The 10,650-nt window shown below is 45.2% G+C and carries 10 protein-coding genes, 2 tRNA genes and 2 pseudogenes; 4 read left to right on the top strand and 10 right to left on the bottom strand.

All coding sequences use genetic code 11. The features are described from left to right. Positions 1-1,001 (top strand): O-succinylhomoserine sulfhydrylase (gene metZ, locus ACTHUE_RS05970; RefSeq protein WP_440423114.1); only part of this gene is annotated, 1,001 nt, incomplete at its 5' end. A gap of 89 nt (positions 1,002-1,090) precedes the next feature. Then, on the top strand, positions 1,091-1,297 hold the full coding sequence (locus tag ACTHUE_RS05965) for a DUF2788 domain-containing protein (protein ID WP_004521104.1): 207 nt from the start codon (positions 1,091-1,093) through the stop codon (positions 1,295-1,297). 67 nt (positions 1,298-1,364) lie between these two features. On the opposite strand, the gene ACTHUE_RS05960 is transcribed toward ACTHUE_RS05965, so the two are convergent. Both ACTHUE_RS05960 and ACTHUE_RS05955 read right to left on the bottom strand, forming a co-directional pair. Then, positions 1,365-2,156 (bottom strand): Cof-type HAD-IIB family hydrolase, encoded by a 792-nt coding sequence (locus ACTHUE_RS05960; protein ID WP_004521105.1) that lies wholly within the window; start codon positions 2,154-2,156, stop codon positions 1,365-1,367. Between the two features lie 198 nt (positions 2,157-2,354). After that, complete coding sequence (locus tag ACTHUE_RS05955; RefSeq protein WP_039862575.1) at positions 2,355-3,746, bottom strand: 3'-5' exonuclease family protein; 1,392 nt, start codon at positions 3,744-3,746, stop codon at positions 2,355-2,357. 115 nt (positions 3,747-3,861) lie between these two features. Between ACTHUE_RS05955 and ACTHUE_RS05950 the strand changes: the two genes are divergently transcribed. Continuing rightward, a tRNA-Arg gene (locus ACTHUE_RS05950) sits at positions 3,862-3,938 on the top strand. 12 nt (positions 3,939-3,950) lie between these two features. Then, positions 3,951-4,025 (top strand) — tRNA-Glu (locus tag ACTHUE_RS05945). A 210-nt stretch (positions 4,026-4,235) separates the two neighbouring features. On the opposite strand, the gene ACTHUE_RS05940 is transcribed toward ACTHUE_RS05945, so the two are convergent. The 8 genes and pseudogenes from ACTHUE_RS05940 to ACTHUE_RS05905 all read right to left on the bottom strand — a co-directional run bounded on the left by ACTHUE_RS05940 (position 4,236) and on the right by ACTHUE_RS05905 (position 10,145). Continuing rightward, on the bottom strand, positions 4,236-4,391 hold the full coding sequence (locus ACTHUE_RS05940) for a hypothetical protein (protein ID WP_004521108.1): 156 nt from the start codon (positions 4,389-4,391) through the stop codon (positions 4,236-4,238). A 449-nt stretch (positions 4,392-4,840) separates the two neighbouring features. Further along, positions 4,841-4,969 (bottom strand): annotated as a pseudogene (locus ACTHUE_RS05935) (colicin E3/pyocin S6 family cytotoxin); the annotation flags it as partial. Between the two features lie 40 nt (positions 4,970-5,009). After that, positions 5,010-5,420 carry a tetratricopeptide repeat protein gene (locus ACTHUE_RS05930; RefSeq protein WP_224783393.1) on the bottom strand — a complete coding sequence of 137 codons (411 nt, stop codon included), beginning with the start codon at positions 5,418-5,420 and terminating at the stop codon, positions 5,010-5,012. 18 nt (positions 5,421-5,438) lie between these two features. Further along, on the bottom strand, positions 5,439-5,843 hold the full coding sequence (locus ACTHUE_RS05925; protein ID WP_049343954.1) for a hypothetical protein: 405 nt from the start codon (positions 5,841-5,843) through the stop codon (positions 5,439-5,441). A gap of 252 nt (positions 5,844-6,095) precedes the next feature. Next, positions 6,096-6,488: a hypothetical protein gene (locus ACTHUE_RS05920; RefSeq protein ID WP_004521002.1), complete on the bottom strand. Its 393-nt coding sequence runs from the start codon at positions 6,486-6,488 to the stop codon at positions 6,096-6,098. A 198-nt stretch (positions 6,489-6,686) separates the two neighbouring features. After that, positions 6,687-7,427, bottom strand: a pseudogene (locus ACTHUE_RS05915) (RHS repeat domain-containing protein); the annotation flags it as partial. An 83-nt stretch (positions 7,428-7,510) separates the two neighbouring features. Beyond that, positions 7,511-8,047, bottom strand: a complete 537-nt coding sequence (locus ACTHUE_RS05910; protein WP_199900979.1) for a hypothetical protein — start codon at positions 8,045-8,047, stop codon at positions 7,511-7,513. A 31-nt stretch (positions 8,048-8,078) separates the two neighbouring features. After that, a complete protein-coding gene (locus ACTHUE_RS05905; protein WP_440361294.1) occupies positions 8,079-10,145 on the bottom strand; it encodes an RHS repeat-associated core domain-containing protein in 2,067 nt (688 codons plus the stop codon). Between the last annotated feature and the right edge of the window lie 505 nt (positions 10,146-10,650).

Below are 10,650 nucleotides of genomic sequence, written 5' to 3'. Positions count from 1 at the left end.
GTACAGCCAATCCGACTACTGCCGCTTTTGAAAAACGCATTGCTGCATTGGAAGGCGCAGAGCGCGCGGTAGCCACTTCGACCGGTATGTCCGCGATTCAGGCAGCGTTTTTTACCTTCTTGCAAGCCGGTGATCATGTTATTTCCAGCCGCAGCCTGTTTGGTACAACTGTCGGTTTCATCAATAACATCGTTACCAAGTTCGGCATCGAAGTCAGCCATGTATCGCCGGTTGATGTGGATGAATGGAAAGCTGCCATCAAGCCCAATACCAAACTGTTTTTCTTGGAAACGCCGTCCAACCCTTTGGGCGAAGTTGCCGATTTGGAAGCTTTAGCTGAACTGGCACACCGCATCGGCGCGCTTTTGGTGGTGGACAACAGTCTCTTGTCGCCAGCCGGTTCGCAACCTTTGAAACACGGTGCGGATATTTCCGTGTCTTCCGCAACCAAAGCCATTGATGGCCACGGCCGCGTGATGGGTGGCGTGTTGGCCGGTTCGGATGAATTGATGACGCAAGTAGCCATGTATTGCAACTCTTGCGGTTTGGCGATGTCTCCGTTTAACGCATGGCAGCTGTTGAGCGGCGTGGAAACCTTGTCGCTGCGTATGGAAAAACAATACGACAATGCGCTGAAAATTGCACAATGGTTGAAAGAGCAGCTGCAAGTCCAAGCTGTGTACTACACCGGTTTGCCCGACCATCCGCAAGCCGAACTGATCCGCAAACAGCAAAATGGCGGCGGTATTGTGGTAGGTTTTGAAGTCGCAGACCAAGAAACGGCATGGAAAATCGTGGACGGCGTAGAGCTCTTTTCCCGTACTGCCAACCTCGGCGATGTGCGCTCGACCATCACCCATCCGTGGACAACCACGCACGGCCGGATGCAGCCTGAAGAAAAACTCGCCGCGAATATCCGCCCGGGCTTGATCCGCCTCTCTGTCGGTTTGGAACACATCGACGATTTGATTGATGATTTGCAACAAGCATTGAACAAATAATCTAAAAACAAATTTCAGACGGCCTTAAATTTTAATAGGCCGTCTGAAAGCAATTAAACACACATCTTAAGAATAAAAGGAAAAAAATAATGTCTGAAGCAGAATTCGCCTCATGGGCAATGAAAATCCTACTGAGTGGCCTGATTATCTTTTTGGGCTTTATCGTTTGGAACTTGGGTAAAGAATCCAAAGCCGGCAAATTCGGCATTGCCATGCTCTTCTTGGTTTTGGGCTTGGGTGTGTTTGGGTTCGTATTTAAAGAATTGCTGATTAGCTTTTTGGTATTGCCGAAGTAGGCAGGAAGTTTATTGATAGAACAAGGCCGTCTGAAAAAATGTTCAGACGGCCTTTTGATTTGATGTTTTAAATTACGCCCAATTCTTGCAAGCCGCGCAAGACGCCGTCTTCATCAACACTTGGGCAGACGAATTGTGCGGCAGATTTGGCAGCGTCTTCGCCATTGCCCATGGCAACACCAAAGCCGACGGTTGACAGCATTTCCAAGTCGTTGAAGCTGTCGCCGAATGCCATCACTTTGTTCATATCAATCCCCAGTTTTTCCACTGCGTGGGCGATGCCCCGTGCTTTTGAACCTTCTTTGCGCAGCAGGTCCACAGCATATTCATGCCAGCGGACGGATTTGAAGCCGTGTTGCTGGGTTAGCGGTTGCAGGATTTTTTCTTCTTCCTTATCCACAAAGACCAACATTTGATAAACAGGTTGTTTGCGGAAATATTCTTTGTCAGTCAGGAAGTTGGGCAGGATATGCGATAAGCCTTCGACAACGCGTGGCGAATGGGAGGAAACGGCAATTTCTTGGTTGTTGACAAAGGCGTAGTCTATTTTGTGTTGTTCAAGCAGGTTGATGGCGGTTTCGATGTCGGCAATGTCCAAGGGGTAGCTTTGCAGAGGTTCGCCGCGAAAGGAAATATATTGGCCGTTGATGGTAACGAGCATGTCGATACCGCATTCTTGAATCAAGGCTTTGACTTTGGCGGGAATGGCGGCTTTCGGACGGCCGGTGGCAATGGCAGTTAAAATGCCTTTGGCTTTCAATGCGCGCATGGCTTGGGCAACCGAAGGACGCAGGGTATCCGTGTATTTGCGGTAGAGGGTGTCGTCGATGTCAAAGAAGATGATTTCAGGATTGTTCATGGTTTACTCATCGGGCTGGGTATACACAGCTTTCATTGAAAATTGTGTGAACAGCTTGTGTATAAATTGGTTTAGTATTTGATTGCTATTATAAAAATAAGTTCTGATTAAAATTTAGGCAGAGTTTTATTTTGAGAATAAAGCGGAAAGTTATTCACAATAGGCCGTCTGAAAATTTGGTTTTCAGACGGCCTTGTTTTAAGCAATCAAACGGATATTTTCTTTGTCTTGTCTGAATTTGTTTTTAATCACGAGAGGCAGGCTGCTGTCGAAATACCAGCTTCCATCAGGCAATGCCAACGCGCCGCCGGCGCAGAGCAGGGTAATGCTGTTTCCGGTCAGGGGGTCGGTTTCGGTAATTTCAATTTCGTGCGCTTTGCCCCAATCAGTTACGGGGAGTAGGGCAGCAAGCTCGGTAATGCGTTGGTTTTGATGTTTGATGCCGTTTGGCTGGCGGCAGTTGCCATTGCATTTTCCGACAGCCTCAACAGGGCAGGGTTCGCCCTTTGCGTAGCCGGTCGGCAAAATATTGAGCGAATCTGGGCAGAGTCTGTGTTCTTGCGACCATTGCGTCAAAGCGCGTTTGGCTGCTTTTTTGTGGGCAAACAAACCGTAAGGACGCCAGTTTCTGGTGCCGCTGTTTAACAAGACAATGCGTGCTTGAAGGCCGCCGTGTTCGTCAGCGATAAAGCGGACGGTAGAAAACGATGTGGACTTTTCAGACGGCATCAGTTGGTATTCCTGCATAGTCTGGGCTTTGAGCCATAATGTATGGAGCTGCCCGACTGCCGGAATAAAACGGATGGAGGCTGCGGCTTTGATGTGCGGCGGCAGTTTTTTGCTGTGCAGCAGGGTAGCGGTTTCACTGTATGTGCGTTCATGTGCTTCAATGGCTTGGGCTTTGCCGAAATAGTCAAACCAAACCAATACGCCGTAACTGTCGGGCAGGGCATAGAGCTGTTGGGCAAGCGAATCAGGCAGCCAAGTGGGCAACATTTTCGGATTCATCAATACACGGACGTGTTCGTCCCATTGTTGATGATTTTTTTCTGTCAGACTTAATTCGAGATAATCACACAATGCGGCCACATCGGTCATGGCGCGGTGGCGGTTGGTCGTCTGAATGCCGGTGCGTTCGATAATGCTGTCGAGGCTGTGTTTGTAAAACTCAGGATACAGGCGGCGCGACAGTTGAACCGTACAGAGCGAGGGAGCGGCAAAGTCAGTATGGATACGGGCAAACTCGTGGCGCAGGAAGGTGTAGTCAAAGCGGCTGTTGTGGGCAACAACCACTGCACCTTGCAGCAGCGGCAACAAATCGCCTGCAATATCGGCAAAGACAGGCGCGTTTTTTACCGTTTCATCATGAATTCCGGTCAGCCTGGCAACAAATTCGGGAATGCTGCGGCAAGGATTGACCAATTGCTCGTAATGTGAGGCGCGTCCTTGCTCAAAGCGAACAAGGGCGACTTCCGTTATCCTGTCTTGATAGAAATTTCCACCGGTCGTCTCCAAATCCACCACGACCACAGGCCGTCCCAAACGGGAAAATGCTTCGGATAAGAGCGGCCAGCGTGCGAAATCTGACATTTTATTCTCTGTAAATTCAATAGCAAATGCGCATTTTACACGCTGTCTGCAAGTTTTCCAAATAAAACGCTTGACAATAAATAGCCCTCTCTTTATAATTCGAATCTTTCTTGATGCACCCGTAGCTCAGTTGGATAGAGTATCTGGCTACGAACCAGAGGGTCGGGCGTTCGAATCGCTCCGGGTGCGCCACAGAAAATCTCCGCGCCCATCGTCTAGCGGTTAGGACATCGCCCTTTCACGGCGGTAACCGGGGTTCGATTCCCCGTGGGCGTGCCAGTTACTTTAAAATAAGCCATCACTAAAGAATAGTGATGGCTTATTTTTTTACATTTATTTTTACATTTATAAGTTTATAGTTATTTAATTTTTTAAATAGCTTTCTTAGTTGTTCAGACGTCCTTTGCCTATCCTTCTACCCAAAGCATCGTAGGTGTAGGCCCAAGTCTCTTTTGTGCCGTCTTTTTTGAAGATTCCGGCTTTGACCAGTTAGTCATGCAGATCGCAGAAGTAGTTCTGTACTTCGCCGTCGGCCAGTTCACGGTGGATCAGGTTGCCGAAGTGGTCGTAGTAATAGTTGCTGCCGTTGTATTCTTTAAGGGGGTTGTCCGGTATATGAGGGACGATTTGTTGAATTAGGTTCAATTTTTTGGGGAAAGATAGATTGACCCATTAGGGCTTGCCTCTATTCCAGTACTATCTTCTCTTTCTGGTTTTCAGGTGCCGAAAGAGTCAAGCTACTGGTGTAAATTCACGATTAGACAACTGCAGAAGAAAGCAGCCAACAGACACACTACCTCCTCTGTAATCAAATTGGTATCCCAAGAGGGATGACCGACTGTGAAGATAACCTCTGGTTTGGGAATTATTACGACTGGGGCAAACTAAAAAGAGAAATGGATATATCTGGAACTGCTCGCTAACCATTTCGATTATGCATTACAACTTTTTCAGGTATTATGAGCTATGGCATTAAGGTTGTCTTAAAACATTCCTTCCAGACAAACTTAATGCTCTGTTAAGATATTATCTTCACATTATTGGGTAAATAATATCTTCTTAACAGGGCAAAAAATAGTCATAATTTTTTGTGTCTAATTTCTTAAATAAGTAAGATTAATTTTTGAAACTTTATTTGATATCAAATATTCTCCATGGAATGAGTCCTGTTCGATAATGTGCCCCTTAGGAAGTTTCCAACATTTTCTTAATCCTCCTCCAGAAGTTTTAGGTTTGTAACGATAGTCCGCTAAATCTTATTAATTAATTGATATTTATCAATATTTTTAATTCGTCTGGTAGTTTGGCACCATTTATATATGCCTTTTTAGCCCAAAATATGGCTTTTTCTTTATTGCCTTGTGTGAAAAATAAATCGGCTAAATTGGATTGGGCAATTGGATGTCCATTTTTTGCCGCTATCTCTAGCCATTTAAATTCCAAATCTTGATCTAAAGATACAAACATATGGTATTGATATAATTTGAATGCTGAGTTTTTATCTCCATTAGTGGCGTTCTTTTCGAGAATTTGAATTTCTTCATCTGGAATCCAATAAGTACTACCTGTTGATATGAAGTCAGTCATTTTCTCATTTCTTTCCGGATGTTGTTTACATGATATTAAAGGGGTTAATAACAAAAATAAAATTAAGAAATTTTTCAGTATTTCCATAGTTAGCATGTTCCTTACTTATTTTTTACTTTGAGGAGTAAAGCTTCTCATGGTGCCTGGTTTGCTTGTATCTTGCGAGCGATCAGCCTTCATTCCCATCGGTGTTAATTCCCCGTTACTTGAAAACCAAAGATATTCATTTGGTGCTTTAACTGTAGTATTTAATTCATTAGCAAGTTGTTGTCCAAGAGGGTTTGCTCCTTTTCCTGTATTACAGGATAAAATCTCAACCGTCATACCTGATTTATAGTTAGGATTTTTTTTAATTCTCGCTGCTAATTTTTTAGCATCTAATCTTTCACCTGTAGCTCCATCTACCATCAATGAAGGATTACCATGCCCTCCTACTTGGAAAGTATTCGGTTTATTGGCAACTTTATGAGCGTAAGAGTGTATGTCTTCATTACTTAGGAATAAATTCATATCAACTCCAGCTAAACCTAACCAATCGACCCATACTTGGGTATTAGGTGCAAATTGATAAAGATTATCCCCCCATCAACCCTATCGGATAGCGACGACGCCATCGCTTAATTAAAAATCCTGCCTTAAGATCGGCAGGATTTGAAAATAGCTTTCACATTATGAAATAAAACAGCACTTCATTTTTCTCAAAAAATCGTCTTATTTATCTCGGCACGCTTCAGTTTACAGCATATTCTTGAGATATATTTGTTAATATAAAGTTAAATTCTTTTCTGTGCTTTTATATATATCTGTATAGAAATAAATTCTATTACCTTTTATCTCTTTCAGATAAACCAAGTCTTCGATACCCCCAATATACTCAATTGATAAATCATCTAAATTTAATGTTGCAAGCCTAAATCCAACAACGCAAAATCGTCTAATGAAAACTGGAATATATATTTTTCTATTGAAATACAACAAAGGCCCTCCAAACCCCTGTTCTTTAATAATAACTTGACCGTTAATGGATAGACTCCCAACTAAGGGAGAACCTTGATTTACTTCCATCAAATCAAGGTAGCTGACTTCCCATTTGTCAAACAAAAATTTTTCTTGAAAGTCTAAAGGAGTTTCATTCAAAATTTTTAACTTAGGCATTTCTAACACTTTCCCTTTCTTTTAATTTTTTATGAATTTGTTAGTTCCTATACGTAGCCCCCAAAAATCTCCACGACTTGAATTAAGATGCAAATCTCCAAATCTCTGTACAGGTATGTTAAATGGTGCCTTAACAGTAAATCCTTTAAACAAAAATCCATCAGAAGTTGTAATTTTAAGTTTCTCAAAAATACTTGCTAAACCTAAAACATCAATCCAAGCACTAGAATTTGGTGCAAACCAATAAAAATTATCCCCGCCCCACAACCTAATCGGGTCCTGATTGATAAATCGACCCGCATCAGGCTCATAGTACCTGAAGAAGTTGTAATGCAGCCCTGTCTCACGGTCAGCGTACTGGTTTTGCAATCGGAAGGGTTGGTATGCGTTATACGTTACCTTGGTTTCCTCTTTCAGACGGCCCCAACCGGTGTAGTTGCCAAACCAAACCAGGTTGCCGTCTTTATCGGTCATCTCTCTCGGGATGCCGATTTGGTCGCAGTGAAAGTAGTGGATTTCCTGTTTGCTTTCGCCGTCTTCGTTGGTCCAGTTGCGTACCTGTGCCAAAGGTTCATAGCTGTCGGGATCGGTGTAGATATAGGTATACCTGCCGTCCGGGTGGATTTCTTGCAAGAGGTGGCTGCCGTCCCAAACGAATCCGGTTTCCTCTTTCAGGCCGTCTGAAACTTCTTCGTTTTTCAGACGGCCTTTGCCTATCCTTCTGCCCAAGGCGTCGTAGGTGTAGGCCCAAGTCTCTTTCGTGCCGTCTTTTTTGAAGATTTCCGCTTTAACCAGTTGGTCGTGCAGATCGTAGAAATAGTTCTGCACTTCGCCGTCCGGCAGTTTGCGGTGGATCAGGTTGCCGGTATAGTCGTAGCCGTAGCAAAGGCTGACGACGGTGACTGTTTCTCCATTGGTTAGGCCGTCTGAAAGAATTTCAGACGGCCTTTTAAATTGTAAGAACAAAACCCGCGTGCATGCCTTTGGGCACACATACTACGTGCGGGCTACGGCTTGCTATTTTATCTAGGGTAGCTCAAAAATTTTATGAAATCATTTATTTCATCTTCATTAAAGCCATTTTCAAGATATTCTTTCTCATAAAAAATAAAATCTAATAAATATTTTCTTGAATAATCATCTAAATTATTTTTAATTTTCTCAACTTGCATAAAAAATTTATTGGGTTCTATTAATTTTGTTATTAGTACATTTAACTCAAAATCACAATTTTTGCTTAAAATATTTAGATTTTGAAAAATCAAATCAGCAATTTCCTGTTTTTGTAGGTCATTAAAGTTGAGTATAGATATTGCTCTCAGAAAATCAGAGATGCTTTGAACTACTATAAATTTATTATTAGATAATATATATTTAATAAATTTAAATTCATTCTCAGTAATTTCTATTTTATTTGGGAATATTTCTGATAATAAATACAATGCTCTACGTATATTTTTAGATGGTAGCGAATCTAGTAGTATAATTATTTGACTGAAATCTTCTTGTTCTAAAGAAGCTTCAATCATATTTTGTATATAAAAATCACTATTGCGCATAATTATCATGCTCCTATATCAATATTAAACTTCACATTGCTCCTACAAAACTTCCTCCTGCCACAAAAGCACCACATACTCCCGCCGTTGAATATATACAAACACTAACTAGCACAACAGTTCCAACAAGGGCGATTGCTGTTAAAGCATCATTATTAGTAGATGTTTTGTCTTCAGTGGAGCAATTAGTGCATTTTGTTACGGGAGAAGAAGGAGGTGGTGGTTTGTCGCAATCATTATCCACCCACTCTTTTTCGGCTTTAGCTAGTTTACTATACGCAGCATTCAGTAGCTTTACATGACCTCGGACAGTATCTCTAAGAGCTTCCCCTGGACCAATTCGCCACGGTAAATTATTTGGATTACTCTCAAGTGCGGGAATACGTTTTACGTATATTTCGTATTTAAGATTTTCTATTCTAGCTGCAATTGATGCACATTTCTGAGCATTATATAAACCAAAAATATCAACCCATCCCTGCACGTTCGGCGCAAATTGATAAAAATTGTTTCCACCCCACAGTCTAATCGGGTCTTGGTTGATAAACCGACCCACATCAGGCTCGTAATACCTAAAGAAATTGTAATGCAACCCCGTCTCACGGTCGGCATACTGGTTTTGCAGGCGGAAGGGTTGGTAAGCGCTATCCGTTACCTTGGTTTCCTCTTTCAGACGACCCCAGCCGGTATAGTTGCCAAACCAAACCAGGTTGCCTTCGTCATCGGTCATTTCACGCGGGATGCCGATTTGGTCGCAGTGGAAGTAGTGGATTTGTTGGTGGCTTTCGCCGTCTTCGGTTGTCCAATTGCGGACCTGTGCCAGCGGTTCGTAGGAATCCGGGTCGGTGTAGAGATAGGTATACCTGCCGTCCGGGTGGACTTCCTGCAGCAAATGGCTGCCGTCCCAAACGAAACGGGTTTGGTTTTCGAGGTCGTCTGAAACTTCTTCGTTTTTCAGACGACCTTTGCCTATCCTTCTGCCCAAGGCGTCGTAGGTGTACGACCAAGTCTCTTTGCTGCCGTCTTTTTTGAAGATTTCCGCCTTAACCAGTTGGTCGTGCAGGTCGTAGAAATAGTTCTGCACTTCGCCGTCGGCCAGTTCGCGGTGGATGAGGTTGCCGAGGTCGTCGTAGTAATAGGTCGTGCCGTTGTAGGTTTTCAGGCGGTTGTCGGTGATGACGGAACGGTCGTCTGAAAGCGGCGCGGTCGTTTTGCCCTCTCCCCGACCCTCTCCCACGGGAGAGGGGGCAGGGTATGGTTTGACCTTTTCCGTCGGGATGTCGAGGATATTGTGCGCGGGGTCGAAGGCGAACAGTTCGTTACCGGCTTGGGTAATCCTACCCAGTTTGTCGTACTCGAAATGCGTCGTGCCCGTCCGCTGGTCGGTGCTGTGGGTCAGGTTGCCGGTGCGGTCGTAGCCGTAGCCACGTTTGACGGCATAAGCCGATGTTACTTTGGTTTTGCCTTTGCCGCTTTCCATCAAATCATTGAGGGTGGCGATTTGTTTTTTCAGACGACCTAGGGGATCGAGTTCGTAACGGCTGGCGAGTTTACCCTGTGTACGGAAGATTTCGCGGTGCAGCTTATCGCGTTCGATGTCGGTGATGACTTCGTCGTCGAGGCTGATTTGGTGCAGGTGGCCGCTGCCGTAATACAGGTAGTTGATCTGTCTGCCGTCGGGCAGGACGGTGGCGGTACGGTTGCCGTTGAAGTCGTAGTGGTAGCGGATGCTTTCGGTAACGGGCAGGTACAGCATGTCGTACTGCGCATCGCGCCAGTCGGTTTCGGGCAAACCGTTTCGGGCGTTCTCTTCCTTAGTCGGTACTTTCCATTGGTGCTGGCCGATGATTTGGCCGTTGCCGTTGTAGTCGAAGCAGGTAATGCTGTGGCTGTTGGCGGCACGGACGAGGTTGCCGTCCAAGTCGTATTGGTAAGCGGTTTCCTGAACCTTGTCATTGTTGCGGGCGAGGGTATGGATTAAGCGTCCCAATATATCGCGTTTGAACTCGGTAGTCCGCAGCGGGGTTTGGCTGTCGAGGCCGTCTGAAAGCGGGGCGGCATCTTTTTTGGGGACGGGTTGTCCGCCCAGCTGCGCCATCAGTTTGGCGGCGAGGGTAGCGTCGTCGCCGAATTCGCGCTGTTCAATCAGTTCGTTGCCGGCATTGTAGCGGTAGCCGGTGAGCTTATGGTCGAAACCGCTTTCAGCAATCAGTCGGTCGAGGATGTCGTAGGCAAAGCGGTAGCGCGCACCGTTTTCATTGGTGAGGCCGACTAGGCGGCGGGCTTGGTCGTAATGATAGCCGAAGGTATGGCCCAAGGCATTGGTGCGTTGGGTCGGCAGACCGTCCTGGCCGTATTCGTAGGAGGTGGTGTGGCCTTCGGCATCGGTATGGGTGGTCAGACGACCTGCGGCATCGTAGCCGAAGGTCTCTTTGCTGCCGTCGGGATAGAGGGCGAGGGTGAGGTTTTGATCGGTGTCGTAGTGGTATTCGGTGTGCTGTTCCAGCGCATCGGTAATACGCGCCAACTGTCCTTCGGGGGTGTAGGCCAGTTTGGTTTCGTAACCCGAGCAGTCGGTAATCCGGTCGGGCTGATGGTTTTCG

This window comes from Neisseria sp. P0021.S005 (assembly GCF_051956955.1).
Note: the sequence above shows the minus strand (reverse complement) of the source record. Positions and strands in the feature narration are given on the sequence as shown.